The following is a 24,237-nucleotide window of genomic DNA, read 5'->3' on the forward strand; positions in this document are numbered from 1 at the left end:
GTAGGGTGCACGGCATGTCTCGCAGCATCAGCCTCGCAGTGATCCCCGGTGACGGAATCGGCCAGGAAGTCGTGACGGAGGGCCTCAAGGTCCTTGCCGCCGTGCTTCCGCAGGACGTCAAGCTGGAGACGGAGGAGTTCGACTTCGGCGCGAAGCGCTACCACGCCACCGGTCAGACGCTGACCGACGACGACCTCGGCCGGCTCAAGGCGCACGACGCGATCCTGCTGGGCGCGATCGGCGACCCGTCGGTGCCGTCGGGCGTGCTGGAGCGCGGCTTCCTGCTCAAGCTCCGCTTCGCCTTCGACCACCATGTGAATCTGCGGCCGAGCAAGCTGTTCCCCGGTGTCGCCTCGCCGCTCGCGGGCACCCCGGAGATCGACTTCGTCGTGGTCCGCGAGGGCACCGAGGGCCCGTACACCGGCAACGGCGGCTCGATCAGGACCGGCACCGAGCACGAGGTGGCCACCGAGGTCAGCCTGAACACCGCCTTCGGCATCGAGCGCGTGGTGCGCGACGCGTACGCCCGCGCCCAGGCCCGCCCCCGCAAGAAGCTCACGCTCGTGCACAAGAACAACGTGCTCGTGTACGCGGGCCACCTGTGGACCCGGATCTTCGAGCAGGTCGGCGCCGAGTTCCCCGAGGTCAGCACCGACTACCTGCACGTGGACGCGGCGACGATCTTCCTCGTCACGCAGCCCGAGCGGTTCGACGTGATCGTCACCGACAACCTCTTCGGCGACATCATCACCGACCTGGCCGCGGCCGTCTCCGGCGGCATCGGCGTGGCCGCCAGCGGCAACATCAACCCCAGCCGCGACTTCCCCTCGATGTTCGAGCCGGTGCACGGCTCCGCGCCCGACATCGCGGGCCAGTCCAAGGCCGACCCGACCGCCACCGTGCTCTCGGTCGCCCTGCTCCTGCGGCACCTCGGTTACGAGGACGAGGCCGAGCGGATCGACGCCGCCGTCCAGGCCGACCTGTCCGAGCGCACCGGACAGCCCGCCCGCAGCACGGTCGCGATCGGCGACGCGCTGGCCGCCCGGGTATCCGCCTGACGCGGCGGTCCGACCTCGAGGCCAGGGGCTGCCCCGGCCCCACCTGTAGGTACCCGGCCCCACCGCTGCGATAATCGGCGGTGGGGCCGCGGTGCGACCGGATGCTCGGACGTCCTAGGACCTGTCCCGGTGTCCCCGCCGCCACGACGGCGAACGACAACGGCTGACCTGCGCTGACAGCACCTGCCAGCGCACGACGGCGAACGACAGCGAACACGGCGAAGGACACGGACATGACGACACCCACGATCGAGCTGAAGCCCTCCGCCCACCCGCTGGCCGCCGCCGAGCGCGAGGCGATCCTGGCCGACCCCGGCTTCGGGCGGTACTTCACCGACCACATGGTCACCATCAAGTGGACCGAGGGCCGCGGCTGGCACGACGCCCAGCTCGTGCCGTACGCCCCGCTCTCGATCGACCCGGCGAACATGACGCTGCACTACGCGCAGACGATCTTCGAGGGCCTGAAGGCGTACCGCCAGCCCGACGGCACCGTGGCCACCTTCAGGCCCGAGGCCAACGCGCGGCGCTTCCAGTCCTCCGCGCGCCGCCTGTCGATGCCCGAGCTGCCGGTCGAGACCTTCATCGAGGCGTGCGACGTGCTGGTCAGGCAGGAGAAGGCGTGGGTGCCGGACGCGGGCGAGGCGTCCCTGTACCTGCGGCCCTTCATGATCGCCACCGAGGTCGGCCTCGGGGTGCGCCCGGCCAACGAGTACCTCTTCCTGGTGATCGCCTCCCCGGCCGGTTCCTACTTCTCCGGCGGCGTCAAGCCGGTCTCGGTGTGGCTGTCCGAGGAGTACGTGCGCGCCGCGCCCGGCGGCACCGGCGCCGCGAAGGCGGGCGGCAACTACGCCGCCTCCCTCGTCGCCCAGGCCCAGGCCATCGAGCACGGCTGCGACCAGGTGGTCTGGCTCGACGCGATCGAGCGCCGCTGGATCGAGGAGATGGGCGGCATGAACCTGTACTTCGTGTACGGCAACCGCATCGTCACCCCCGAGCTGTCCGGCTCCCTCCTGCCGGGCATCACGCGCGACTCCCTCCTCACCATCGCCGCGGACCTCGGCTACGAGGTCGGCGAGGGCCGGATCTCCGTGGACGACTGGAAGCGGGACGCCGCGGACGGCACCCTCACCGAGGTCTTCGCGTGCGGCACCGCCGCCGTGATCACTCCGGTCGGGTCCGTCAAGTCCACCCGCGCGAGCTGGCCGGTGGCCGACGGCGCGCCCGGCGCGGTCACCATGCGCCTACGGGAGGCGCTTCTCGACATCCAGGGCGGCCGGGCCGCCGACCCGTACGGCTGGATGCACCCGCTGGGCGGCTGAGCGCGGGCGGGGGCGGCGCGTCGGACCGCGAGGCGCCGCCCAGCAGAGAAGCGACCGAATGGTGAGACCGGCGTCCCGAGCGGGCCGGTTTGTGGCACACTGCCAACGTGCACCCGTACGCCAACGTGATTATTGGCCGCAGGCACGCCGGTCCGCAGTGACTGATCCCCTGACCACAGGGGAGCGTCACCCGCCCAGACCCGCGTGCAGACCTCTCGCATCCGCGAGAGGTTTTTTCGTTTTCCGGCCCACCACCGCCGGGAGGCGGGGCGCGAGGGACGATGGGGGCAAGTGGAGCTGGATCCTCCCGATATCCGCATGTCAGGACGGGAACCCACTCACCCGACAGGAGTTACGACAGCCATGACCGCCGAACTGGACGACAGCTTCCACGTCTTCGACACCACGCTGCGCGACGGCGCCCAGCGCGAGGGAATCAACCTCACCGTCGCCGACAAGCTGACGATCGCCCGGCACCTGGACGACTTCGGAGTGGGGTTCATCGAGGGCGGCTGGCCCGGCGCCAATCCCCGCGACACCGAGTTCTTCGCCCGCGCCGCCACCGAACTGGACCTGAAACACGCGACGCTGGTGGCCTTCGGCGCCACCCGCCGCCCCAACGCGGTCGCCGCGCAGGACCCGCAGGTCAAGGCCCTGCTGGACTCCGGCGCCCCGGTCATCACCCTGGTCGCCAAGTCCCACGACCGGCATGTGGAACTGGCCCTGCGCACCACTCTCGAAGAGAACCTGGCGATGGTGACGGACACCGTCTCCCACCTCGTCGCCCAAGGGCGCCGCGTCTTCGTCGACTGCGAGCACTTCTTCGACGGCTACAAGGCCAACGCCGCCTACGCCACCGCCGTCGTACGGGCCGCGCACGAGGCGGGCGCGTCCGTCGTCGTCCTGTGCGACACCAACGGCGGGATGCTGCCCGCCCAGGTCCAGGCCGTCACCGGGCTGGTCCTGGCCGACACCGGCGCGCGCCTGGGCATCCACGCGCAGGACGACACCGGCTGCGCGGTCGCCAACACCCTGGCCGCCGTGGACGCGGGCGCCACCCACGTCCAGTGCACCGCCAACGGCTACGGCGAGCGCGTCGGCAACTCCAACCTCTTCCCGGTGGTCGCCGCGCTGGAGCTCAAGCACGGCCGCCGCGTCCTGCCGCCCGGCACGCTCGGCGAGATGACCCGCATCTCGCACGCCATCGCCGAGGTCGTCAACCTGCCGCCCTCCACCCACCAGCCCTACGTCGGCGTCTCCGCCTTCGCGCACAAGGCCGGTCTGCACGCCTCCGCGATCAAGGTCGACCCCGACCTCTACCAGCACATCGACCCCGAGCAGGTCGGCAACACCATGCGGATGCTGGTCTCCGACATGGCGGGCCGCGCCTCCATCGAGCTCAAGGGCAAGGAACTCGGCATCGACCTCGGCGGCGACCGCGAGCTGGTCGGCCGGGTCGTCGCGCGCGTCAAGGAACGCGAGCTGAAGGGCTACACCTACGAGGCCGCCGACGCGTCGTTCGCGCTGCTGCTGCGCGAGGAGCTGGAACGCGCTGAGAACGGCGGCCCGCGCCGCTTCTTCCGCACCGAGTCCTGGCGCGTCATCACCGAGGACCGCCCCGACGGCACCCACGCCAACGAGGCGACGGTGAAGATGTGGGCCAAGGGCGAGCGCATCGTCGCCACCGCCGAGGGCAACGGCCCGGTCAACGCCCTGGACCGCGCCCTGCTCGCGGCCCTCGGCCGGATCTACCCGCAGCTCGCCGCCTTCGCGCTGGTCGACTACAAGGTCCGTATCCTCGAAGGCCGTTCGGGCACCGACTCCACCACCCGCGTCCTGATCACCACCACGGACGGCGCCGCCGAGTGGTCCACGGTCGGCGTCGCGGACAACGTGATCGCCGCGTCCTGGGCGGCACTTGACGACGCGTACACGTACGGGCTGCTGCGCGCGGGCCTCGAACCCCAGGAGCAGTAGCGGGATTTGGCCCCCTGGGCGTCACCCCTCGCGGGCCGTTTACCGGCCTTTACCGGTCTTTGCCGGTCTTTGCCGTGCTCCGGGTCCCGGTCGTGTTCCCCGCGACCGGGACCGTTCATGTGCGGACACTGGCGGACGCGCGTAGAGCTCGGGCACACTCCTCCTGCGCCACCTGCACACCGGTCACCCGCACACCACCCACCCCAGCGGAAACAGCAGGAGGAATCGCATGACGCTACGTCTGCGCGCCCGATCCGTGCTCAGTGTCCTGACTCTCGTCGTCACCGCGGTGTTCGCCCCCGGCATCGGACTGGCCAGCTCCACCGACGCGTTCGCCGTCACCAAGCTCACCCACGCCCAGGCGACGAGCATGTTCAGCGGCGCGGGCATCACCTGGTCGTCCTCCGGCGGCTGCTCCAACCGCAACGTCTCGACGTGTACGTCCTTCGACCAGCTCAACCTCACCACCGCCCAGGGCGCCGTCACCCTCAAGCACGCCAGCGGCTGCGCCCTCAACATCACCGGCGGCACCGAGACCGGCCACGCCAGCGGCACGTACTCCCACTGGAACGGCTACAAGCTCGACTTCGGCAAGAACACCTGCATCACCAACTACATCCACAGCGCCTTCACCTACATCGGTCTCCGCGGTGACGGCTACCCCCAGTACCAGGCTGCCTCCGGCAACATCTACGCCGACGAGGGCAGCCACTGGGACGCCCTGTTCTACACCTGCGGCGGCTGCTGACCCCCTCCGGGGCGCGGGGAACGTGCGCTGCCACAGCGCAGGGCCTTGTTCTCGGGGGCGCGGGGAACCGCGCGACCAGCCCCCACCGGGCTGTCAGCCCGAGGACAACGGCATCTGCCCCGCTGGCGCCGGTCTTCAAAAGGCCGCGCCACCGTCGGCGGCTGAGCGCGCGGCTCCCCGCGCCCCTCAAAAGATCGGCGAACCGCCCCACAGCAGAGGAACCGCACGGGGCCGCGCCCCGGGAAGGATGAGTACGGATGCTCAGGCCCGCGCCGGAGGCGGACGGCTAGCGTCGGGGTAGGCGAAAGGAGCCCCCCGTGCTGTGGTTGGTGATGCTGCTCGGAGCGGCGACAGGTCTGCTCGGCACGCGGCGGCAGCGCCGCACGGCGGCCCGCATGGGCGACCGCCTCTTCCCCGGCCGACTGGCCGTCTACGGCGCGCGTTCCCGCTTCCCCGCGGCCGGCGGCGCCGAGGTGATGTTCCGGGTGACGGACGACCCGGACGCCGTCGTGCGGCTGAGGGTGGACCGGGCGGAGCCGGAAGAGGACGAGCTGCGCAAGGCGGTGGCGGACGCCCTGGACCGGGCGCGTACCTGGCGCGACCTCGACGCGGCGTTCCGCGAAGGCGGTTACGAGGTGTACGCCCTCGGCAACGTCGTCGCCGAGCCGTGGATCGCGGCCGACCCCCGTAACGGAACGGTCGACGACCTCCTCACCCGTATCGCCGCGTGCCTGACCCGCTGGTCCGGCGCCACGCCCACGACCGTACTGATCGCCCACCCCGACCTGGTGGCGGGCCTGAAGGACCGGGACCCGAGCGCCCCGACGCTGCTGCGGGTGACCGCGAGGCGGCGGCTCGCCGCCCTGTCCGGCCAACGCCCGTACTACCGCGCCTGGTTCGAATGGCGCGACGGCGTCCCCGTCCCCGGCTCGGGGCGCCTCGACCTCGTCCGCCCCTTCGACGACAGCCAGCGCTTCGCCGCCGCCGTGGAGGCGAGCGCCGCCGCGTGGCTGGCCGAGGCGGTCCCGGAGGCGACGGTGTGCTCCGCGACCGGCGTGTGGCGGCTGCTCCCGAACCGCGTCGACCGCGTCACCGGCTTCGTCCTCTACCGCGACGAGCCCGAGCCGGGCCCCGTCTACCTCGGCAAACACGCCCTGCGCGTGACGACGGACCTGGACGGCGCGCTGGTCGGCGACCCGACCGTCCTGCCCCACGTGCGGGAGGGCCGGGGCCGCCTGCACCTGCCCGCCCTGTGAGGAGCGCGGCCCCCTGCTCCGTCACGCGTCCCGTCCCCGCAGCAGCACCCCGCCCCCGAGCAGGGCCGCCGCCGCCCACGCGGCCAGCACCCCGAGCCCCGCCCACGGCGGCAGCCGTCCTGGGCGGGACCGTCCCGGGCGGGGCCGTCCTGGCAGGGGTGACGGAAAATGGGTCGAGCCCACGGCCCCCGATACGTAAGGTCACGCGGGTGACAGACACCCCCGAGACCATCGTCAGGGACGCGGTGGCGGCCGACGCCGCCGCCATCGCGCACGTCCACGTCGCCTCGCGCGAGGTGACCATGCCGTACCTGCCGCCGCGCAAGCGGACGGACGCCCAAGTGGAGGCGTGGGTGCGGGACATCGTGCTGCCCGGCTCGGCGGTGTGGGTGGCCGAGCAGGGCGGCGCCGTCGTCGGCTACGCGTCCGTCGAGGACGGGGTCCTCGACGCCCTCTACCTCCTGGCGGAGGTGCGCCGCCAGGGCATCGGCAGCCGCCTCCTCGCCCGCGCCAAGGCGCACAGCCCCGCCGGCCTCACCCTCTTCGCCTTCCAGCGCAACACCGACGCCCGCGCCTTCTACGAGCACCACGGCTTCACGCTGGTCGACACCAACGACGGCTCCCGCAACATGGAGAAGGAGCCCGACCTCTCCATGCGCTGGCCGTAACCCCCTTTCCAGGGGCGGCGGGTGTCAGACCCCGGCGCTAGCATGCGACGCATGGGCATGATCGAGAACTACGCACGTCTGACACCCGCCGAACTCGACCGCGCCGTCCGGGAACCGGACTGGACGCAGGAGTTCGTCTTCGACCTGATGTACGCCGAATCGGAGGAGACCACGGGCGCGGGTCAGCCGCGCTGTCTCGACATCGACAAGGCGTGGGACGCCCTGGACTTCCTGTTCCGGCGGATCGAGTTCCCGCTCGACATCGTCCACGGCGGCCAGCCGATACCCGGCGCCGGCGACTGGGGCTACGGCCCGCCCCGTTACCTCACCCCCGACCAGGTCCGCACGGCCGCTGCCGCCCTGACCGCACTCCCCGCCGCCGCCCTCACCAAGGACCTCACCGAAGCCGAGGTCGAAGAGGGCGTCCTCTACCCGAGCGTCGAGGGCGAGGCCCTCGAAACGCTCGAATACGCGACCCAGCACTACGAGGCCCTCGTCCCCTTCTTCCAAGCGGCAGCCGCCGAAGGCGACGCGATAGCCCTCTGGCTCAGCTAGCCCCTCCCAGCGCCTCCCTACCCTCACGCACCGCCCTCCCCACGGCCTCCGGCGTAGCCGTGTCCTCGACGGACTCCATTCCCAACAGCCCGAGCGGAAACAGCAGTACGTCCACTCGCGGCACCTCCCCGCCCGCGTTCCACTCCCGCACCGCCTCGAGCGCCCGCGACACCCCGAAATACGCGGGGCTGACGTCGGCGTACTCCGGCCGCACCACCGGTCGCCCCTCGCCGTCCAGCATCGCCGGGCGCGTGGCGGGCACCACGACAAGACCCGGATAACCGTCCCCCCGCACGTTCCGCAAAATCTGCGCCCGCCCCGGCGTCGGCCTCCCCCCGTACCGCCCGTGCGCGAACACCCCGGCCACCATCACGGCATCAGCGCCCACATCCCGGGCCTCGGCCTCCCACAACTCCACCGGCAGACCATCCCCCAAATGCCGCCGCCACACCTCAAGAAGCCGTGCGTTGTCCGAAACGATGATGATGTCCACGTCGCGTTCCACTCAGAAGGGGTGCATCAGGGCAGGGGCATGAAGGGAAGGATGCGAACTCGTCCCGCGTGGGCCATCTCTTCCACGGACAGGGCCAGAGCGTCGATTCCGCCGCCCGCGTCCGCCAGGTGGTCGATCAGGCTCTCGGGGTTGATCGCGTCCTTGTGGATCACCGATCTGACCAGGGTATAAGGACCTTCTTCCTTGTACGCCTTGAACGCGGCCCGGGCATAAGCCGCCGCGCCCTCCATCGTCGTCGAGAAGTACTTGGTCTCGATGCCGAGGACGTTCTCGAACCGCCGCGTCTTGAGCAGCTGTGCCAGCTCCTTGGCCTGGACGGCACGGTAGATGAAGATCTCGCCCGGCTTGAGGGCGCGACCCAGTTCCGTACAGGGACTCAGGCCGAACGGGTCGATCTCGTCGTATGGATTCTCCACATACGTGTGGTGGTTGGGAGCCGGGACCAGGCCGAGGGGATCGGGGCTCTGGTAGCGGGCGGTGACCGGGTCGTAATACCGCAGATGGTTGTAGTGGAGTCCGGTCTCGGCGTCGGCGTACTGGCCGGGGAAGCGCAGCGGGCAGTCGGTCTGCCCGTCGACGGCTGGTTGCCGGTCCCATACCGTGCGCGTGCTCCGCCACGCCACATCGCCGTCGGAGCCGATGAGTTCGCTGGGGGCACCGATGAGATCGGTGACGATGGCGTAGAAGCGTTCGTCGATCTGGGCCAGCGGACGGTGTGTGCCAGGCGCGTACTCCCAGGTCGTGGCGGCCTGCCCCGTCACCTCTTCCGTCATGCGCGCGCCGTCCCAGACGAACACGGTCTCCGCGATGAGGCCGCTGTCGCCCCACTGCTGCTTGGCGATCCGGCGGCCCAGCGCGTCGTACAGATAGCGCCAGACGCTGCCGTCCGGCGTGGTGACGCCCGTCCCCCCGTGGTCCCCGTCAGCTCCGGGGCATTGTTTCACCTCGGTCATGAGTGACGTGTGGGAACTGCGGCGGGGTTCCCGATGACCGGAACAGGTGGTCGCGGCCTGCGGATCACTGCTCCAGCAGGGGAGGGGGCGGGGTGAGGTGGGCTTCGGTGCGGGCCAGGCGGTGGGTGGTGCGGCGGGTGGAGGGGAGGGCGGTGAGGAGAAGGAGGGCGGCGAGGGCCAGGTAGATGGCGGCGAGGTCCTTGGCGGTGGGGCCCCACAGGAGCACGGCGGCGCCCAGGGCGCCGAAGAGGGTGGCGAGGGCGAGCGCCAGGCGGCGGGTGGTGCGGGCTGCCCGGCGTTGGCGGTGCAGGAGGAGGGTCATGGCGTGGCGGGCCGCGGGGTCGGAGGGGATGACCTCCTTGCGCATGAGGCGGGCGGCCACGGCGACCTGCCGGGGGGTGAGCCCGGTCTCTGAGGCGATGTGCCGCCGGCTTCTCAAGTCTCGCCACGCGAACACCAAGCCGCCGGCCATGCCGCCGACGAGCGGGACGGTGGGGGCGGGCAGCCAGAACAGGCACACGGCGACGTAGAGCACGGCGGGCGCGAGGCGGACCCATATGTTGTCGCGCCAGGGACGTTCGCGGTCCCAGTCCATGGAGGCGGGCCTATCCGTGTCCGGGCGCCCCGGCGGCAGGGCCGGGGCACACGGACAACAGGGTGCGGGTCAGGGCTTGATGACGACGGAGTGGACGATCTTGTCCGCGAAGGTCTGCTTCTTGGCGTCCCAGGCGGGCCACAGGAAGCCGAGGTAGCAGGGCAGAGCGTCCAGGATGTGCAGCAGGCGCCGGCCGAAGGCCAGACCGAAGCCGAGGACCTGGCCGTCCGCCTCGCGCAGCGTGCGGGTGCCCACGACCTTCTTGCCCGGCGTCTGCCCGGTCGTACCCTCCATGTAGGAGAAGTAGATCGAACCGGCCAGGGCGACGACCGCGCCCAGCAGGGCCCCGGCCGTGCCGCCGATGCCGAAGCGCAGGATCGCGTACGGGACACCGAGGATGAGCGCGTCGATGAGATACGAACCCGCCCGCGCCCCCCAGTTGGCCAACGGGGGCATTCCGGTCGGCTGTTGACCGTAGTTCGCGACGTCAGGCTGGCCGCCGCCGGGGTAGGACGGTATGGGTCCCTGCCCGTAAGGGCCGGGCTGGCCATAGGGGTTGGGCTGTTGCTGCCCCTGCGGGTTGTGCTCCCAGGGGCCGGACTGTCCGCCGTTGTCGCCGTCGTATGGAGGTGGCTGTCTGTCACTCATGCCGCCGAGTACACAGGGCCTACCGGCAGGAGACAACCCTCTACCTGCAACGATTGCGTACCACTCGCCCAGCCGGGGCCGGTCAGCCGATCGGTTCGACGTACGTGGCGAGGTTGGCGAGCGAGGAGGCGATGCCGGTTTCGTGGTCGGCCTGGTCGATACCGGGCGGTACGTCGGTTGCGGTGACGGCGACCTCGGTGGCGTCTCCGGCGTCGTCGGTGGGCGTGAGAGACCAGGTCATCGTCATGGTGCCCGCATACAGAGGGTCGTCCGCCTCGAAGACGGCCTGCTGGACGACGCGGCGGTGCGGGACCAATTGCGTGAAGGCGACCGTGACGACGTCCGTCGCGTCCGAGGACTTGCCCGGACTGTCGGCCGCGTCGAGATACGTGAGCACCATACGGAAGCCGCCGCCGGGGCGGGGGTCCCAGTGCTCGATCCGGCCGCGCATACCGTCCGGCGGCAGCCAGGCTTCGAGGGAGTCGCGGTCGATGAGGGCGCCGTAGATGGTCGCCGGTGGTGCCGCGATCACCCGGCTGGCGCGGTCGGTCCTACCCATGAGCCGAGTCTAGGACCGCAACGTCGGCGCCCGCACTCACGCCGTGCGGGCGATCCGTCGGACGTGTCGCCCGATACGTCAGAGCGCGGGCTGCTGCGCGGCGGCGAACGTCACGAACGCCGACCACGCGGCGGGCGTGACGGTGAGCGCCGGGCCCTCGGGGTCCTTCGAGTCGCGGATGTGAATCGCCTGCGGATGCGCGGCGACCTCGACGCAGTTGCCGCCGTCGCCGGTGCTGTGTGAGGACTTGTGCCAGTCGCACGCGACCTCAACGCAGTTCCCGCCCTCGCTGCCGCTGTACGAGGACTTGCGCCAGTCGTAGGCGAATTCGATGCAGTTCCCGCCCTCGTCGCTGCTGAAGCTGGACTTGACCCAGACGAGGTCGGGGGAGGGGCTCGGCCGTGCTGCGCGGTTCATTGCTCTCCTAGCAGATCGTCCAGCAGGCGCTTGCTCTCCTCGGGAGTGAGGGCCTGCGCACGCAGCATCCCATATTTCTGCTGGAGCACGCTGACTTCATCTGGATCATCGACGAGGACGCTGACGCGCTGTCCCTCGATGTACGCCAAGTGTTCGTGTGCGGGCGTCTCCAGCAGCACCATGGGCCCGGCCAGCCCCGCATGATGCTCGCAGTCAGTCGCCATGATCTGGATGGTGACGAAGGGTAAATCGGCCAGCGCCCGCAGGTGCTGGATCTGGCGGCGCAGCGTCGTCCTTCCACCGATCGGACGGTGAAGGATCGACTCCTCGATGACGTGCGTCATGTTCGGCGGGGGCTTGCGGTCGAAGACCTTCAGCCGCGCCAAGCGGTCCGCGATCCGTTCCTCGATCTCGTCCGGGCTCAGGGGCGGGTAGACCTGGTTGATCACCGCTCGGACGTACTCCTCGGTCTGGAGCAGGCCGGGGACGACGACCGTCTCGTACGACATCAGGCTCAGCGCCAGCGGCTCCTCCTCCATGTAGTCCTGCGCGAACAGCGGATACCGCTCCGCCTGCGGGACTTCGGCGACGGCCACCTCCAGCGTCTGGCTCGTGCGGAGCAACTGGTCGAGCTGGCGGGCCAGCCGCAGGCCGAGCGGTCTGCGGCCCTGCTCGATCGATGCGATCTGGTCCAGGCTGAGATTCACCTCGTCGGCGAGCCGCTGCTGCGACATACCGCTCGCACGCCTGAACTGGCCGACCGTGGCGCCGATGACGCGCCACGCTGAGTTTTTTCGTGGTCGCTTTCCGTAGGGCATGCGATCTCTATTTCCGTCCCAAACCCGCGCCACCCTCGTCCGGCTCGTACAGTCCGGTTGTACGGGTTCACGCGGGGTACGGTCCCGCGCCTCTTCTTCTGTAGCGGGCCGAAATCCACGGCCCCTCGGGGAGGGACACCATGGACCGGGCCACGCTTGCCGTCACCGTTCTCTCGGTCCTCACGGCCAAGGGGTGCGCGCTGCTGGGGTATTGGCTGCGGCTGCGCTGGCGGGCGCGTTACGAGCACGCGCGCGCCGCGTATCTCGCCGAGGCCGTCAACGGCCTCGGGGCGGGGGACCGGCTGGAACTGGACGACGCACGCGGTGGCGGCCACCGGCTCCACCTGACGATCAGCCGCGCGGCGGGCCGAAGGGACGATGAGAGCACGTGACCGACCATGAACCGCCGACCACCGCGTCGGCACAGCGCTTACCGGGGGAGACCGGCGCCCCCGAGCGCGTACGCGGCACCGTGGACGAGGAGTTCTCGGACTTCTACCGCGCCGAGATACGCGGCCTCGTCGTCTTTCTGCTGCACCACGGGGCCGCGCTGGCCGTCGCGGCCGACATGGCGCAGGAGGCGATGATCCAGGTCCACCGCTACTGGACCACGGTCCGCACTCCGCGCGCGTACGTCCGCACCGTCGCCGCCCGCGCGCTCGCCCGCAAGACGGCGGCGGTCCGGGAGGACCCGGTGGACGAGGTGCCGGAACCCACCTCGCTGCTGCCGCGTCCGGACGCGTACGCCGACTGGGAGGAGCGGCATGTGACGCTCGCCCTGCTCCGGAGTCTTCCGCCGCGCCAACGGCAGATCCTGGCCTGGACGTTGGACGGGTACGCGCCCGCCGAGATCGCCGAGCAACTGGCGATGACTCCCGAGGCCGTACGCGCCAGTCTGAAGAAGGCGCGGCGCGCCGCCGTGCGTCTCCTCGCCGAGGAGGACGACCGGTGACCGCGGAACACCACCACGACGAGCGGCTGCTCGCGGAGCACGCCCGCTCCCTCGCCGGGGACCTCGACGGCGTCCTCGACATCGAGGCGGGTCTGTCCGAGGTGCTGCTCCAGTCCCGCCACGCGGCTCTCACGCAGGACGTGCCCCTCGACGTCGACGCGGGCCTCGCGTCCGTACTCCCCGCGCCGGACCCGGACCGGATTCCCGGCGCGCCGCCGCCACCCGCCCCGACCACGAAGTACGCCCCGCCCAGGAGTCCGAACCTCGTGGAGGCGATGCTGCACGTCAACTTCCCTGCTGGCATGGCCAAGTCTGAATCCACGCTGACCCCGGCCGTCGGGCGCATGGAAGTGCGGAGCCAGCCGCAGATCGCCGCCGGTACACGGGCCGTCTTCCTGGCACAGCGCCTCGCGGACGACGACGGCGGAGACCGGGGGCGCGCCCTCGACCGCGTCGACCTGCTCGCGGCGGTCCTCGACTTCGCCCGGCATATGGTCAGGGAACCCGAGTTCGTCAGCGCTTTCCGCCGTGCGGCGACCTTCCTCGGGCGCGCTGAACCGGCGCCCGGCCGGCCCCTGACCGCGGACGGCTATCTCAGGGAGGCTCTGCGACTCGCCCGCGAGGCGACGCACGGGATGGCCGCCGGAGGAGACTCCTACCTGTCGCGGACGGCTGATCTGGCCTACGAGATCGCCGCCGCCCCCGGCCTCGACAGGGCCCTGGCCGAACGCGCCGCCCGCATCCTCGGCGCGGTCCGGATCGCCCTGGTGCGGAGCCAGTTCGCCACTCACCTGGTCACCCACGACGACCAGCGGATGGCGCTGCTCCTGGACGACTTCACCGTCACCGACCTCACCTCGGTCGACCTGCGCGGCGCCGACCTCACCGCCGTCCGCTGGACCGAGACCGGCACCCGCTGGCCCCCCGGCTTCGACCTCGCCGACCTCCGTTCCCGCTCGGACGAGTCCCCGCCGGGCAGCGCCATCTACGTCGTCCGAGGCGACTCGGCCACCGTCTCCGACTCCGTGGACCCGTAGGAGGCCCCCAGAGCCCGGCTTGCCCTGGGGCCGACTACTTCCCGGCCGGAGGCCCGTACCACTGGAGTGCCTGGCCGGTAACGGCCGCGACGCGCTCGAAGTCGCGGTCGCGGTGCAGGAGGGTGAGGCCCTGCAGTTCCGCTGTGGCGGCGACCACCAAGTCCACGGCGCCGGCGCCGCGGTGCTCTCCGCGTTCCGTGAGGAGGCCCTGCACTTGCCAGGCGCGGTCGTACGCGCGGTCGTCCACGGGCACCCAGCCGAACAGCATGCGCATGTCGGCGGTGGCCTGCGCACGGTCGGCGGCCGACCGTGCGCTGTAGAAGAACTCCAACTCGGTGATCGGGCAGGTGGCGATCAGACCGGCCGCTGCCGCTTGGTCCCAGCCGAACTGCTCCGCGTCGCCGCGCATGATCCGTGCGAGGGCGCTGGTGTCGATCAGAAACTGCGCCGCGCTCACCGGCGGTAGTTCGTCTTGTCCTCGAAGATCTCCAAGTCGAAGGCCCCGTTGGCGGCTTGGGCACGCAAACGCGTGAGGGCGAGCGCTCGTCTCCGGTTCTCCAAAACCTCACGCAGGGCTGTGTTGACGGTCTCTCTCTTCGTGCCCGTGCCAAGGGCCTGGGCCACATCGGCGAGCAGTTCGTCGTCCAGGTCGATCACGGTCCGGCTCATATGATGCACCTCCGGTGATATCAACTTAGGTGTCGAGTATATCTCGCTCGATATCGAAAACGGGCCGGTGACGAACGGCACACGTACTGTCGGGTAACCCGGAGAGGGCGCGGTCATAAGGTGAGCGGCGTACGGATGGGCGCGGGCGGGCTCATACGTGCGGGCACAGACGTAGGCTCCCCACCCTCGATCGATGAAACGGGAGATGGCATGCGCTCGGCGAAGGACTTCTTTCGGCCGTTGGCCGTGGGGGCACCGGCCCCCGTGCGGGAGGTGCCGTTCCGGCCCTCGCGGATGATCCACTTCTTTGATCCCGGCAACGAGAAGATGGCGGCGAAGGTGCCGACGCTGGCGCCGCAGGTCGACGTGCTGCTGGGGAATCTGGAGGACGCCGTACAGGCGGACCGCAAGGTGGTGGCGCGCGAGGGCCTGGTGGCGGTCGCGAAGGCGAACGACTTCGGCGACACGCAGTTGTGGACGCGGATCAACAGCCTGGACTCGCCGTGGGCGCTGGACGACCTGCTGACGCTGGTGACGGAGATCGGCGACCGCCTCGACGTCATCATGGTGCCGAAGGTGGAGGGCGCGGCGGACATCCACTACGTGGACCGGCTGCTGGCGCAGCTCGAGGCCAAGGCACACGTCGAACGGCCGATCCTGGTGCACGCGATCCTGGAGACGGCGACCGGCGTGGCCAATGTGGAGGAGATCGCGGGCGCGAGCCCCCGGATGCAGGGGCTGTCGCTCGGGCCGGCCGACCTCGCCGCGAGCCGCCGGATGAAGACCACCAGGGTCGGCGGGGGACACCCCGGCTACCTGGTGCGGGAGGACCCGAAGGGCGACGGCGCGCCCCGGGCGACGTACCAGCAGGACCTGTGGCACTACACGATCGCCCGAATGGTCGATGCCTGCGCCGCGCACGGGATTCTGCCGTACTACGGGCCCTTCGGGGACATCCAGGACGTGACGGCCTGCGAGGACCAGTTCCGCAACGCCTTCCTGCTCGGGTGCGTCGGCGCGTGGTCGCTGCACCCGGTGCAGATCGCCGTCGCCAAGCGGGTCTTCTCGCCCGCCCCCGAGGACGTGGCCTGGGCGCGCCGGGTGATCGACGCCATGGGCGACGGTACGGGCGCGGTGATGATCGACGGCAAGATGCAGGACGACGCCACGTACAAGCAGTGCCTGGTGGTGTCGGAACTGGCGGACGCCCTCGCCGCCCGCGACCCGGAGCTGGCCGACGCCTACGCGGCGGCGGAGAAGGCGGAGAAGGCGGAGAACGCCGAGCAAGCGGAGAAGGCCGAGCAAGCGGAGAAGGCCGAGCAAGTGGAGAAGGCCGAGCAAGTGGAGAAGGCCGAGCAAGTGGAGAGGGCCGAGCAAGTGGAGATGGCCGGGCAGGCCGAGAAGGAGGACACCCGATGAACGACCGGATCACCCCCCGCCGCTCCGTCCTCTACATGCCCGGCGCCAACGACCGCGCCCTGGAGAAGGCCAAGACCCTCCCCACCGACGCCCTCATCCTCGACCTGGAGGACTCCGTCGCCCCCGACGCCAAGGCCGACGCCCGCAAGCGCGTCGCCGAGGCCGCGGCGAGCGGCGAGTACGGCTACCGCGAGGTGACCGTCCGGGTCAACGCGCCCGGCACCCCCTGGCACGCCGACGACGTGAAGGCCGCGGCGGAAGCGGCCCCGGACGCCGTCGTCGTACCGAAGGTCGACTCCCCGGAGACCGTACGGGAGGTCGAGGAGGCCCTGGTGAGGGCCGGGGCCCCGGACCGCACCGCGATCTGGGCGATGATCGAGACCCCGCGGGCCGTCTTCGCCGCCGCGGCCATCGCGGCGGCCTCCCCGCGGCTCACCGTCCTCGTCATGGGCACCAACGACCTCGCCAAGGAACTGCGCGCCGAGCACGTACCGGGCAGGGCCCCGCTGCTCACCGGTCTGTCCCTCGCCCTGCTCGCGGCCCGCGCCAGCGGCAAGGCCGTCTTGGACGGTGTCTACAACGACGTACGTGATCTGCCCGGCTTCGAAGCCGAGACCCGACAAGCCAGGCAGCTCGGCTTCGACGGCAAAACGCTGATCCACCCCACACAGCTCGAACCGTGCAACCGGATCTTCGCCCCCGCGCAGGAGGAGATCGACAGGTCCCGCCGGATCGTCGAAGCCTTCGAAGAGGCCACGTCACAGGGGCGAGGCGTGGTCACCGTGGACGGCAGGATGATCGAGAATCTGCACGTGGAAGAGGCCCGCAGGGTCCTCGCCCTGGCCGAGGCCGTCGCCGGACGCTGACCCGAATGCCCGTCAAGGACGGGCAAAAAGCGACAAGAAGCGGGGCCCGGCCGACCGGCGGCGGGGCCCCGCCCGCATGCGCTTCTGTTGGGATCCACCATGAAGTGCGGACGGACACTGTACGAAGTAGATGGCCCGTTATTCGGTTCCCGCTCGTACTGTCGAGGCATGACCACATCGCAAGAGGTGCCTGCGGACGTGAACGACGCCCGCGGTCGCGTAGCCGATCTGCTCGCCATCCGCGAGCAGGTCCGTCGCGGGCCGAGCGAGCGGGCGACCGAGGCCCAGAAGGCCAAGGGCAAGCTCACCGCCCGCGAGCGGATCGATCTGCTGCTCGACGAGGACAGCTTCCGCGAGGTGGAACCGCTGCGGCGGCACCGTGCGGTCGGCTTCGGTCTCGAAGCCAAGCGGCCCTACACCGACGGCGTCATCACCGGCTGGGGCACCGTCCACGGCCGTACGGTCTTCGTCTACGCCCACGACTTCCGGATCTTCGGCGGCGCGCTCGGCGAAGCGCACGCCACCAAGATCCACAAGATCATGGACATGGCCATCTCGGCCGGCGCGCCCCTGATCTCCCTCAACGACGGTGCCGGAGCCCGCATCCAAGAGGGCGTCTCGGCGCTCGCCGGATACGGCGGCATCTTCCAGCGCAACACCAAGGCGTCGGGCGTGATCCCGCAGATCTCGGTGATGCTCGGCCCGTGCGCGGGCGGCGCGGCGTACAGCCCGGCGCTCACGGACTTCGTGTTCATGGTCCGCGAGACCTCGCAGATGTTCATCACCGGTCCCGACGTCGTCCAGGCCGTGACCGGCGAGAAGATCACGCAGAACGGACTCGGCGGCGCCGACGTCCACTCCGAGGTCTCCGGCGTCTCGCACTTCGCGTACGACGACGAGCAGACCTGCCTCGAAGAGGTGCGCTACCTGCTCTCGCTGCTCCCGCAGAACAACCGCGAGAACCCGCCCGCCGTCGAGAGCCACGACCCGGCCGACCGGCGCGGCGACGTCCTGCTCGACCTGGTGCCGGCCGACGGCAGCCGCGGCTACGACATGCGCAAGGTCATCGAGGAGATCGTCGACGAGGGCGAGTTCCTGGAGATCCACGAGCGCTGGGCGACCAACATCATCTGCGCGCTGTCCCGGCTCGACGGCCAGGTGGTCGGCATCATCGCCAACCAGCCGATGTCGCTGGCCGGTGTGCTGGACATCGAGGCGTCCGAGAAGGCCGCCCGCTTCGTCCAGATGTGCGACGCCTTCAACATCCCGCTGGTCACGCTGCTGGACGTGCCGGGCTTCCTGCCCGGCGTCTCCCAGGAGCACGGCGGCATCATCCGGCACGGCGCGAAGCTGCTGTACGCGTACTGCAACGCCACCGTGCCGCGCATCTCGATCATCCTGCGCAAGGCGTACGGCGGCGCGTACATCGTCATGGACTCGCAGTCCATCGGCGCCGACCTGACCTACGCCTGGCCCACCAACGAGATCGCGGTGATGGGAGCGGAAGGCGCCGCCAACGTCATCTTCCGCCGCCAGATCGCGGAGGCCGACGACCCCGAGGCGATGCGGACGCGCATGGTCAAGGAGTACAAGTCCGAGCTGATGCACCCGTACTACGCGGCCGAGCGCGGCCTCGTCGACGACGTGATCGACCCCGCGGACACCCGCGCGGTGCTGATCAGCTCGCTGGCGATGCTCCGCACCAAGCACGCGGACCTGCCGTCGCGCAAGCACGGCAACCCGCCCCAGTAGTCATGGAGACCACCTTGAGCACTCCCGCCGATTCCCTCGTGCGCGTCGAGAAGGGGCACGCCGCTCCTGAGGAGCTGGCCGCGCTCACCGCCATCCTGCTGGCGCGTGCCGCCGCCGGTGACGCCCCCGAGGCCGCCGACACCCCCAAGCGCCGCTCCACGGCCGGCTGGCGCCGCCTGGAGCGCACCCCCGGCTTCCGCGCCCCGCACTCCTGGCAGGGCTGAGCCGCACCTTCCACGGGCCGCCCGGCGCGACCCACGACGGCTTCGGGCCCCACCGCTTTCGCGGTGGGGCCCGAAGCCGTTACGGGAGAGGGGACCCGGCACCTACCGCAGCCGCGCCATCAGGGCGTGCTCGACCAGCGTGATGAGCGCGCTCTTGGCATCGCCGCGATTGCGCGCGTCCGTCGTGATGATGGGGGCCTCGGGCCCGATCTGGAGGGCCTCACGGACCTCCTCGGGACCGTACGGCTGGTGTCCGTCGAAGCCGTTGAGGGCGATGACGAACGGCAGGCCGCTGTTCTCGAAGTAGTCGACGGCCGGGAAGCAGTCCGCCAGGCGCCGCGTGTCGACCAGCACGATCGCGCCGATCGCGCCGCGCACCAGGTCGTCCCACATGAACCAGAAACGGTCCTGCCCCGGCGTCCCGAACAGATAGAGGATCAGATCCTCGTCGAGCGTGATGCGGCCGAAGTCCATCGCCACGGTCGTCGTGGTCTTGTCCGGCGCGTGCGTCAGATCGTCGATCCCGGCCGACGCGGACGTCATCACTGCTTCGGTGCGCAACGGATTGATCTCCGACACGGCCCCGACGAACGTGGTCTTGCCCACGCCGAACCCGCCGGCCACCACGATCTTCGCAGACGTGGTCGACCGGCGGACCGTATCGCCCCCGCTGGAGCCCCCGCTAGAGCTTCCGAAGTCCACTGAGCACCCTTTCAAGCAATGTCACGGCTGGCTGTCCGCCCGAGGACTCGTCGCCGCCGGGCTGGTGGATCTGGACCAGTCCGGCCTCAGCCAGGTCGGCCACGAGAATCCGGACCACACCGAGCGGAATCGTCAGCAGAGCGGAGATCTCCGCGATCGACTTGATCTCCCGGCAGAGCAGGCAGATCCGCTGGTGTTCCGGCAACTGCCCACGCAGTCGCTCGGGGTCGGCGGTGGTACTGACCAGCGCCTCTATGGCGAGCTGGTAACGCGGCCTGGTACGGCCGCCGGTCATCGCGTAAGGGCGGACGAGCCCGGAAGGGGCGGGGGGCCGCTTGCTCGCGCCGCCGCTCCCACCGCCGTTCCCGTAACTGCCGCCGCCCCCGTGACCGCCGCTGCCGCCGCCGTGGCGGGGGCCCTGCGGCGGCGCGTAGGGCTGGATACGCGGTTGCCGGTACTGCGGCTCGGGCTCCGGAGAGGGCGCCGAGGGGAAGGTGTAGGGGTTGAGGGGCGGCTGATGCTGGCTGCCGTACGGGTCTCCACCGGGGGACGTGCTCACGAGTCCTCCTCCTGATACGGCTGCGATCCCCCGTCCGAGTACCCGGCTGGTACTCGGACGACCGCTGCCCTTCGCTTTGTTGACGCTGTTCGAGCTAGTTGAGCAGGCTGCCCTGAAGCTCGGCCCGCAGGTCCGGGGTGAGGACGGTGCCCGCTCGGTCGACGAGCAGGGCCATTTCGTAGCCGACCAGGCCGATGTCGCACTCGGGGTGCGCCAGCACGGCCAGCGAGGATCCGTCGGAGACGGACATGATGAAGAGGAAGCCGCGCTCCATCTCCACCACGGTCTGGTTGACGGAGCCGCCCTCGAAGATGCGGGAGGCCCCGGCGGTGAGCGACGTCAGCCCGGAGGCGACGGCGGCGAGCTGGTCGGCGCGGTCGCGGGGGAATCCGTCGGACATCGCGAGCAGCAGGCCGTCGGCGGAGACCACCACCGTGTGGGACACCCCGGGGGTGTTGTCCACGAAGTTGGTGATCAACCAGTTCAGGTTCTGTGCCGCCTGGCTCATCGGACTCAACTAGCGCTCCTGGTTCTGGGGGCCGCCGAATGGGTGCTCGGTGGCCTGTCCGTTCGTATCAGTTCCAGCAGTGCGTCCCTTCTGGACGCCACGCCGCAGGTTACTCAACCTGCCGCGTACGTCCTCGGGGGCGCGGGAGACCTGTGGGCCGCCCTGCGGGGTCTGCGCCGCGGTACCCGGGACCAGATTGGCCTTGGGCACCCGTCGGGGCAGGCCCGAGGGGGTGACCCCGCCCGCCTTGGGCTCGCGGACCTGCTCGGCCCGGTGCCAGTTCTCGTCATTCGTCGACCGCCATTCGGTCGTCGGCTCCGGTTCCCGGTGCTGCCGGGGCTCTGGAGCCTCCTGGGCAGGCTGTTCCTGAGGTGGTTCCGGCCGCTGGCGGTCACGGCGCGGCAAACCCGCGTCCGTCAGCGAAGGGGAGCCTACGCTCTCGGACGGCCGCTGGGGGAGCGGCGGAGCGGATTCCGTTACGTCCGCCCGCGGCTCGGGCTCCTGCGGGGGCTCCGGAACCGGCCACTCCTGCGACGGGGCCTGGTAACCGGTGAACTCCGGCTGGAAGCTCTGGCCGTACGCGGGGTCGTAGGGCTGGTCGAATCCCTGGTCGAAGCCCTGCGGGACGCCCTGGTCATAGCCCTGCTGAGCGCCCTGGCCGTACCCCGGCACCGCGCCGTCGTCGAAGGCCCGCGCGCTCTCGGGGAAACCGTTCTGCTGGTAGCCCTGCTGCTCGTAACCGGACTGGAAGCCCTGCTCGTAGGTCTGCTGCTGATAGCCGGGGTCGAAGCTCGGGTCGTACGGGGGCTGCGCCTGCCGGCCCTGCTCCGGGTAGCCGTTCTGCTCCGCCTGCTCCGGGTAGCCGCCCTGTCCGGGGAAACCGTTCTGCTCCGGGAAGCCGGGCTCGTCGCCCTGGCGGTCCGACGTGGCCGCTTCGAGCTGGGCGCGGCGCTCCTCGCGGACCAGCGACCGGCCCACCGGGTCGAGCGTCGGCGCCGCCGTACCGTCGGCGGTCTCGTAACGCGAGTCGTCGAAGCCCAGCTCGGCCGCGGTCGGCATGTGGCCGACGTCCTGCACCGACTGCTCGGGCACGATCCGCGAGACGGTGAAGTCGCGCTCGTCGTCCTCCGGCAGCAGGGCCTCGCCGCCACCGCCGTGGGTGATCGGCTCGGGCAGCATCACCAGCGAGGTCGTACCCGCCTGCTCGCCCGACGGCCTGAGCTGCACCCGGATGCCGTGCCGGTCGGACAGCCGCCCGACCACGAACAGGCCCATCCGCTTGGCGATCTCCACATCGACCGTCGGCGGGTCGGCCAGCTTGTGGTTGATGTCGGCGAAGTCCTCGGCGGTCAGGCCGATGCCCTTGTCGTGGATCTCCACCATCACCCGGCCGTCCGGCAGCCGGGTCGCGGTCACCCGCACCTTGGTCTGCGGCGAGGAGAACGTCGTCGCGTTCTCCAGCAGCTCGGCCAGCAGGTGCACCAGGTCGGTCACGGCGCTGCCGTGGATGTCCGTCTCCGGGATGCCGACCAGCTCTATACGGTCGTACGCCTCCACCTCGGACGCGGCGGCACGGAGCACGTCGACCAGCGGAATCGGCTGATTCCACTGCCGGCCCGGCTCCTCACCCGCGAGGACCAGCAGATTCTCGCCGTTGCGGCGCATGCGGGTGGCGAGGTGGTCCATCTGGAAGAGGTGCTCGAGCTGGTCGGGGTCGGCCTCGTTGTTCTCCAGCTCGGTGATCAGGGTGAGCTGGCGCTGGATGAGGCCCTGGTTGCGCTGCGAGAGGTTGGTGAAGATCGCGTTGACGTTGCCCCGCAGCAGCGCCTGCTCCGCGGCGAGCCGCACGGCCTCGCGGTGCACCTGGTCGAAGGCGCGCGCGACCTCGCCGATCTCGTCCTGGCTGTTGATCGGGATCGGCGCCACGGTGGTGTCCACCCGGCCCGGGTCGGTCCGCGAGAGCTGGTCGACCATCGACGGCAGCCGCGTCTCGGCGATCTCGAAGGCCGCGCCGCGCAGCCGCCGCATCGCCCGGCTCATCGAGCGGGCCATCATGCCCGCCACGATGAAGGCCAGGATCAGCGCCACGATCACGATCGCGGAGTTCACGATCGCGTCCCGCTTGGCGTTCGACGCGATCGTCGAGGCGTCGGCGGCGGCCTGGTCGGCCAGCGAGTTCTCGACCGTGTGATAGGCGTCGAAGGAGAGCGTGGAGGCGGCGAAGTACGACTCGGGCGTGATGCCCTCGGCGCGCAGCTGCGCGACGGTCTTCCCCGGCGTGGCGATCTCGGTGACCATCTTCGGCAGGTCCGGCGGTACGACGAACGCCGTGTGCGCGGCCTCCGCCTTGCGCTGCGCCTCGCCGATCAGGTCGGTGCCCTTCTTCTCCGCGGCGGCCTGCGCGTCCTTCAGCCGCTGCACGTCCGCGGCCGTACCGCTGCCGTTGTACTCCGCGACCGAGATGCCCTGGAGGTACTGGTACGAGCCCAGCGCGGTCTTCTGGAGGGCCAGCTCCTTGTCGGAGACCGGCTTCTGCACCAGGATGTGCGTGCCGATCGACCTGGTCAGGGACTCGGCGGCCTTGGCCAGTGACACCGCGTAGAGGGTGCGGCCGTAGGCGGTGACATTGCTGGTGCCGTAACCCAGCTCGTTGTCCAGTTCCAACAGCGGGTGCTGGATCTTGACGTAGAACTCCTCGGTCTGCACCCCGGAGAGCTGACGGGTGTACGCGACCTTGCGGAGCGTGGCGAGCTGCGGCTCGACGGTCCTGAAGTTGGCCATCCGGCGCTTGAGCCCGGCCTCGTTCGGCATCTTGGCCGCGGCGGCGTCGAATTCGCGGGCCGCCTCGTCGGTGGCGGCGCGGGCGGTGGAGACCGCCGGATCGTCACGTTTTCCCGCCAGCAGCGGAACCGCGGTGACATCACGTTCGTTGATCAGTGCGTGACTGTAGGTCGTGGCGGCGCGTACCAGATTCGCGGTACGTACGGCGTCGTCGGCCTGGCTCCAGGTGTCGACCGAGCTCTTGACCCGGAAGCCGCCGAAGACGAGGGCGACCAGGACCGGGATCAGCAGGATGACGTTGAGGCGGGTCGCGACCCGCCAGTTGCGCATGCTCAGCCGGGTGCCCGGGTCGTCCGGCGGCTCGGGAGCCGAGATGGCGGGTGCGCCCCCGGGACGTTGGGGCGGCGTGAAGTTCCCCCGCGGACCCTGAGCAGGGCCCGCTTCTGCTCGCCTCGTGTTCCTCACTGGACCAACAACCTCTCGGCGACGGCACGAACGAAGGCCGTTACTACTCTCGGGTTCTGCGAATTCCAGCACGTCATGTAGGCCCCAGCCAAACGTCCGGCATATGGGACGCGGCACAGTAACGGCGAAGATAAAACGGGCATAAGTAAAATCCCCCGTCAAACCATATGACAGATGTACGCGCTGCGACACCGGCTGAGCGCGAGCCGTGTTCG

At 70.5% G+C, this 24,237-nt stretch carries 27 protein-coding genes; 14 read left to right on the forward strand and 13 right to left on the reverse strand.

Annotation, left to right across the window (positions count from 1 at the left end; genetic code table 11):
• Positions 1-14 precede the first annotated feature (14 nt).
• The 7 genes from ACIO6U_RS26490 (at position 15) to ACIO6U_RS26520 (ending at position 7,584) form a co-directional block, all read left to right on the forward strand.
• The gene (locus ACIO6U_RS26490) at positions 15-1,058 is read left to right on the forward strand and encodes a 3-isopropylmalate dehydrogenase (protein ID WP_401722878.1); all 1,044 of its coding nucleotides are present in this window, start codon (positions 15-17) and stop codon (positions 1,056-1,058) included.
• Positions 1,059-1,291: 233 nt separating this feature from the next.
• Entirely contained in the window at positions 1,292-2,380 is a 1,089-nt protein-coding gene (locus ACIO6U_RS26495) for a branched-chain amino acid aminotransferase (RefSeq protein WP_355348140.1), read from the forward strand.
• A 363-nt stretch (positions 2,381-2,743) separates the two neighbouring features.
• On the forward strand, positions 2,744-4,357 hold the full coding sequence (gene cimA / locus ACIO6U_RS26500) for a citramalate synthase (RefSeq protein WP_355348143.1): 1,614 nt from the start codon (positions 2,744-2,746) through the stop codon (positions 4,355-4,357).
• Between the two features lie 229 nt (positions 4,358-4,586).
• Positions 4,587-5,105, forward strand: a complete 519-nt coding sequence (locus ACIO6U_RS26505) for a hypothetical protein (protein WP_401722882.1) — start codon at positions 4,587-4,589, stop codon at positions 5,103-5,105.
• A gap of 317 nt (positions 5,106-5,422) precedes the next feature.
• Positions 5,423-6,361, forward strand: coding sequence for a hypothetical protein (locus ACIO6U_RS26510; RefSeq protein WP_401722885.1), 939 nt, complete (start codon positions 5,423-5,425; stop codon positions 6,359-6,361).
• Between the two features lie 209 nt (positions 6,362-6,570).
• A complete protein-coding gene (locus tag ACIO6U_RS26515; RefSeq protein WP_401722888.1) occupies positions 6,571-7,029 on the forward strand; it encodes a GNAT family N-acetyltransferase in 459 nt (152 codons plus the stop codon).
• 51 nt (positions 7,030-7,080) lie between these two features.
• Complete coding sequence (locus tag ACIO6U_RS26520; RefSeq protein WP_355348154.1) at positions 7,081-7,584, forward strand: YfbM family protein; 504 nt, start codon at positions 7,081-7,083, stop codon at positions 7,582-7,584.
• Here the strand turns inward: ACIO6U_RS26520 and ACIO6U_RS26525 are convergent.
• The 7 genes from ACIO6U_RS26525 to ACIO6U_RS26555 all read right to left on the reverse strand — a co-directional run bounded on the left by ACIO6U_RS26525 (position 7,577) and on the right by ACIO6U_RS26555 (position 12,088).
• Positions 7,577-8,077, reverse strand: coding sequence for a hypothetical protein (locus tag ACIO6U_RS26525; protein ID WP_401722891.1), 501 nt, complete (start codon positions 8,075-8,077; stop codon positions 7,577-7,579). The two genes, ACIO6U_RS26520 and ACIO6U_RS26525, sit on opposite strands and share 8 nt — an antisense overlap.
• A 26-nt stretch (positions 8,078-8,103) precedes the next feature.
• A complete protein-coding gene (locus ACIO6U_RS26530) occupies positions 8,104-9,051 on the reverse strand; it encodes an RHS repeat-associated core domain-containing protein (RefSeq protein ID WP_391161480.1) in 948 nt (315 codons plus the stop codon).
• 64 nt (positions 9,052-9,115) lie between these two features.
• Positions 9,116-9,646: a hypothetical protein gene (locus ACIO6U_RS26535; protein WP_401722895.1), complete on the reverse strand. Its 531-nt coding sequence runs from the start codon at positions 9,644-9,646 to the stop codon at positions 9,116-9,118.
• 69 nt (positions 9,647-9,715) lie between these two features.
• A complete protein-coding gene (locus tag ACIO6U_RS26540; protein ID WP_355349367.1) occupies positions 9,716-10,294 on the reverse strand; it encodes an RDD family protein in 579 nt (192 codons plus the stop codon).
• Between the two features lie 82 nt (positions 10,295-10,376).
• A complete protein-coding gene (locus ACIO6U_RS26545) occupies positions 10,377-10,853 on the reverse strand; it encodes an SRPBCC domain-containing protein (RefSeq protein WP_391050378.1) in 477 nt (158 codons plus the stop codon).
• Between the two features lie 78 nt (positions 10,854-10,931).
• The gene (locus ACIO6U_RS26550; protein ID WP_401722899.1) at positions 10,932-11,270 is read right to left on the reverse strand and encodes a DUF397 domain-containing protein; all 339 of its coding nucleotides are present in this window, start codon (positions 11,268-11,270) and stop codon (positions 10,932-10,934) included.
• The gene (locus tag ACIO6U_RS26555; RefSeq protein WP_401306171.1) at positions 11,267-12,088 is read right to left on the reverse strand and encodes a helix-turn-helix domain-containing protein; all 822 of its coding nucleotides are present in this window, start codon (positions 12,086-12,088) and stop codon (positions 11,267-11,269) included. Before ACIO6U_RS26555 ends, ACIO6U_RS26550 begins: the two co-directional genes overlap by 4 nt.
• Positions 12,089-12,228: 140 nt before the next feature.
• Here ACIO6U_RS26555 and ACIO6U_RS26560 point away from each other — a divergent pair, with 140 nt between their 5' ends.
• The 3 genes from ACIO6U_RS26560 to ACIO6U_RS26570 are packed head-to-tail and all read left to right on the forward strand — an operon-like array spanning position 12,229 to position 14,077.
• Positions 12,229-12,480 carry a hypothetical protein gene (locus ACIO6U_RS26560; RefSeq protein ID WP_355349376.1) on the forward strand — a complete coding sequence of 84 codons (252 nt, stop codon included), beginning with the start codon at positions 12,229-12,231 and terminating at the stop codon, positions 12,478-12,480.
• Positions 12,477-13,040: an RNA polymerase sigma factor gene (locus ACIO6U_RS26565; RefSeq protein WP_401722902.1), complete on the forward strand. Its 564-nt coding sequence runs from the start codon at positions 12,477-12,479 to the stop codon at positions 13,038-13,040. Before ACIO6U_RS26560 ends, ACIO6U_RS26565 begins: the two co-directional genes overlap by 4 nt.
• Positions 13,037-14,077: a hypothetical protein gene (locus tag ACIO6U_RS26570; protein WP_401722905.1), complete on the forward strand. Its 1,041-nt coding sequence runs from the start codon at positions 13,037-13,039 to the stop codon at positions 14,075-14,077. The genes ACIO6U_RS26565 and ACIO6U_RS26570 overlap by 4 nt, the downstream gene beginning before the upstream one ends.
• A gap of 34 nt (positions 14,078-14,111) precedes the next feature.
• Here the strand turns inward: ACIO6U_RS26570 and ACIO6U_RS26575 are convergent, their stop codons facing one another.
• A complete protein-coding gene (locus ACIO6U_RS26575; RefSeq protein ID WP_401722907.1) occupies positions 14,112-14,534 on the reverse strand; it encodes a PIN domain nuclease in 423 nt (140 codons plus the stop codon).
• Positions 14,531-14,746, reverse strand: a complete 216-nt coding sequence (locus ACIO6U_RS26580) for a type II toxin-antitoxin system VapB family antitoxin (RefSeq protein WP_355349388.1) — start codon at positions 14,744-14,746, stop codon at positions 14,531-14,533. Before ACIO6U_RS26580 ends, ACIO6U_RS26575 begins: the two co-directional genes overlap by 4 nt.
• Positions 14,747-14,956: 210 nt before the next feature.
• On the opposite strand from ACIO6U_RS26580, the gene ACIO6U_RS26585 reads away from it, so the two are divergent.
• The 4 genes from ACIO6U_RS26585 to ACIO6U_RS26600 all read left to right on the forward strand — a co-directional run bounded on the left by ACIO6U_RS26585 (position 14,957) and on the right by ACIO6U_RS26600 (position 19,007).
• Complete coding sequence (locus ACIO6U_RS26585) at positions 14,957-16,165, forward strand: aldolase/citrate lyase family protein (protein WP_401722910.1); 1,209 nt, start codon at positions 14,957-14,959, stop codon at positions 16,163-16,165.
• Positions 16,162-17,031 carry a CoA ester lyase gene (locus ACIO6U_RS26590; RefSeq protein ID WP_355349394.1) on the forward strand — a complete coding sequence of 290 codons (870 nt, stop codon included), beginning with the start codon at positions 16,162-16,164 and terminating at the stop codon, positions 17,029-17,031. The genes ACIO6U_RS26585 and ACIO6U_RS26590 overlap by 4 nt, the downstream gene beginning before the upstream one ends.
• A gap of 168 nt (positions 17,032-17,199) precedes the next feature.
• Positions 17,200-18,783: an acyl-CoA carboxylase subunit beta gene (locus tag ACIO6U_RS26595; RefSeq protein WP_355349397.1), complete on the forward strand. Its 1,584-nt coding sequence runs from the start codon at positions 17,200-17,202 to the stop codon at positions 18,781-18,783.
• Positions 18,784-18,785: 2 nt separating this feature from the next.
• Positions 18,786-19,007 (forward strand): acyl-CoA carboxylase epsilon subunit, encoded by a 222-nt coding sequence (locus tag ACIO6U_RS26600; RefSeq protein WP_355349400.1) that lies wholly within the window; start codon positions 18,786-18,788, stop codon positions 19,005-19,007.
• Between the two features lie 102 nt (positions 19,008-19,109).
• On the opposite strand, the gene ACIO6U_RS26605 is transcribed toward ACIO6U_RS26600, so the two are convergent.
• From ACIO6U_RS26605 to ACIO6U_RS26620, 4 genes are all read right to left on the reverse strand, one after another.
• A complete protein-coding gene (locus ACIO6U_RS26605) occupies positions 19,110-19,709 on the reverse strand; it encodes an ATP/GTP-binding protein (RefSeq protein ID WP_355349403.1) in 600 nt (199 codons plus the stop codon).
• The gene (locus ACIO6U_RS26610) at positions 19,690-20,268 is read right to left on the reverse strand and encodes a DUF742 domain-containing protein (protein WP_401722915.1); all 579 of its coding nucleotides are present in this window, start codon (positions 20,266-20,268) and stop codon (positions 19,690-19,692) included. The genes ACIO6U_RS26605 and ACIO6U_RS26610 overlap by 20 nt, the downstream gene beginning before the upstream one ends.
• A 94-nt stretch (positions 20,269-20,362) precedes the next feature.
• Positions 20,363-20,776: a roadblock/LC7 domain-containing protein gene (locus ACIO6U_RS26615; protein ID WP_033173109.1), complete on the reverse strand. Its 414-nt coding sequence runs from the start codon at positions 20,774-20,776 to the stop codon at positions 20,363-20,365.
• A gap of 9 nt (positions 20,777-20,785) precedes the next feature.
• Positions 20,786-23,887 carry a nitrate- and nitrite sensing domain-containing protein gene (locus ACIO6U_RS26620; RefSeq protein ID WP_401722918.1) on the reverse strand — a complete coding sequence of 1,034 codons (3,102 nt, stop codon included), beginning with the start codon at positions 23,885-23,887 and terminating at the stop codon, positions 20,786-20,788.
• Between the last annotated feature and the right edge of the window lie 350 nt (positions 23,888-24,237).

The organism is Streptomyces sp. NPDC087422 (assembly GCF_044744145.1).
GTDB lineage: Bacteria > Actinomycetota > Actinomycetes > Streptomycetales > Streptomycetaceae > Actinacidiphila.

What these genes read in the sequence shown, in the direction of transcription:
- ACIO6U_RS26490 (WP_401722878.1), top strand. Translation starts at nt 15, where the DNA reads ATGTCTCGCAGCATCAGCCTCGCAGTGATCCCCGGTGACGGAATCGGC.
- ACIO6U_RS26495 (WP_355348140.1), top strand. Translation starts at nt 1,292, where the DNA reads ATGACGACACCCACGATCGAGCTGAAGCCCTCCGCCCACCCGCTGGCC.
- cimA (WP_355348143.1), top strand. Translation starts at nt 2,744, where the DNA reads ATGACCGCCGAACTGGACGACAGCTTCCACGTCTTCGACACCACGCTG.
- ACIO6U_RS26505 (WP_401722882.1), top strand. Translation starts at nt 4,587, where the DNA reads ATGACGCTACGTCTGCGCGCCCGATCCGTGCTCAGTGTCCTGACTCTC.
- ACIO6U_RS26520 (WP_355348154.1), top strand. Translation starts at nt 7,081, where the DNA reads ATGGGCATGATCGAGAACTACGCACGTCTGACACCCGCCGAACTCGAC.
- ACIO6U_RS26530 (WP_391161480.1), bottom strand. Translation starts at nt 9,051, where the DNA reads ATGACCGAGGTGAAACAATGCCCCGGAGCTGACGGGGACCACGGGGGG.
- ACIO6U_RS26535 (WP_401722895.1), bottom strand. Translation starts at nt 9,646, where the DNA reads ATGGACTGGGACCGCGAACGTCCCTGGCGCGACAACATATGGGTCCGC.
- ACIO6U_RS26540 (WP_355349367.1), bottom strand. Translation starts at nt 10,294, where the DNA reads ATGAGTGACAGACAGCCACCTCCATACGACGGCGACAACGGCGGACAG.
- ACIO6U_RS26545 (WP_391050378.1), bottom strand. Translation starts at nt 10,853, where the DNA reads ATGGGTAGGACCGACCGCGCCAGCCGGGTGATCGCGGCACCACCGGCG.
- ACIO6U_RS26550 (WP_401722899.1), bottom strand. Translation starts at nt 11,270, where the DNA reads ATGAACCGCGCAGCACGGCCGAGCCCCTCCCCCGACCTCGTCTGGGTC.
- ACIO6U_RS26555 (WP_401306171.1), bottom strand. Translation starts at nt 12,088, where the DNA reads ATGCCCTACGGAAAGCGACCACGAAAAAACTCAGCGTGGCGCGTCATC.
- ACIO6U_RS26560 (WP_355349376.1), top strand. Translation starts at nt 12,229, where the DNA reads ATGGACCGGGCCACGCTTGCCGTCACCGTTCTCTCGGTCCTCACGGCC.
- ACIO6U_RS26580 (WP_355349388.1), bottom strand. Translation starts at nt 14,746, where the DNA reads ATGAGCCGGACCGTGATCGACCTGGACGACGAACTGCTCGCCGATGTG.
- ACIO6U_RS26585 (WP_401722910.1), top strand. Translation starts at nt 14,957, where the DNA reads ATGCGCTCGGCGAAGGACTTCTTTCGGCCGTTGGCCGTGGGGGCACCG.
- ACIO6U_RS26590 (WP_355349394.1), top strand. Translation starts at nt 16,162, where the DNA reads ATGAACGACCGGATCACCCCCCGCCGCTCCGTCCTCTACATGCCCGGC.
- ACIO6U_RS26595 (WP_355349397.1), top strand. Translation starts at nt 17,200, where the DNA reads ATGACCACATCGCAAGAGGTGCCTGCGGACGTGAACGACGCCCGCGGT.
- ACIO6U_RS26600 (WP_355349400.1), top strand. Translation starts at nt 18,786, where the DNA reads ATGGAGACCACCTTGAGCACTCCCGCCGATTCCCTCGTGCGCGTCGAG.
- ACIO6U_RS26615 (WP_033173109.1), bottom strand. Translation starts at nt 20,776, where the DNA reads ATGAGCCAGGCGGCACAGAACCTGAACTGGTTGATCACCAACTTCGTG.
- ACIO6U_RS26620 (WP_401722918.1), bottom strand. Translation starts at nt 23,887, where the DNA reads ATGCGCAACTGGCGGGTCGCGACCCGCCTCAACGTCATCCTGCTGATC.